Origin of the sequence: Paraburkholderia sp. RL17-381-BIF-C, assembly GCF_046026435.1 — a bacterium.
Taxonomy (GTDB): domain Bacteria; phylum Pseudomonadota; class Gammaproteobacteria; order Burkholderiales; family Burkholderiaceae; genus Paraburkholderia.
This window is the reverse complement of sequence record NZ_JARESX010000267.1, coordinates 1-253: the sequence shown is the minus strand read 5'-3', so window position 1 is coordinate 253 and position 253 is coordinate 1. Positions and strand designations below refer to the sequence as shown.

General features: G+C 60.9%; 1 pseudogene. It reads left to right on the top strand.

The features are described from left to right. Window positions 1-253: pseudogene (locus P0D70_RS36995) on the top strand (hopanoid biosynthesis associated radical SAM protein HpnJ); the annotation flags it as partial.

Genomic DNA, 253 nt, shown 5'->3' with positions numbered 1-253 from the left:
CTTCAAGCCGCGCGTCGAGGAAATCGCCCGCGGTCTTGGGAAACTGGGCGTGACGTGGTCGTGCAACGCGAAGGCGAACGTGCCGTATTCGACGCTGAAGATCATGAAGGAAAACGGCCTGCGCCTGCTGCTGGTCGGCTACGAGTCCGGCGACGACCAGATTCTGCTGAACATCAAGAAGGGTCTGCGCACGGATATCGCGCGCCGTTTCAGCGACGACTGCCGCAATCTCGGCATCAAGATTCACGGCACC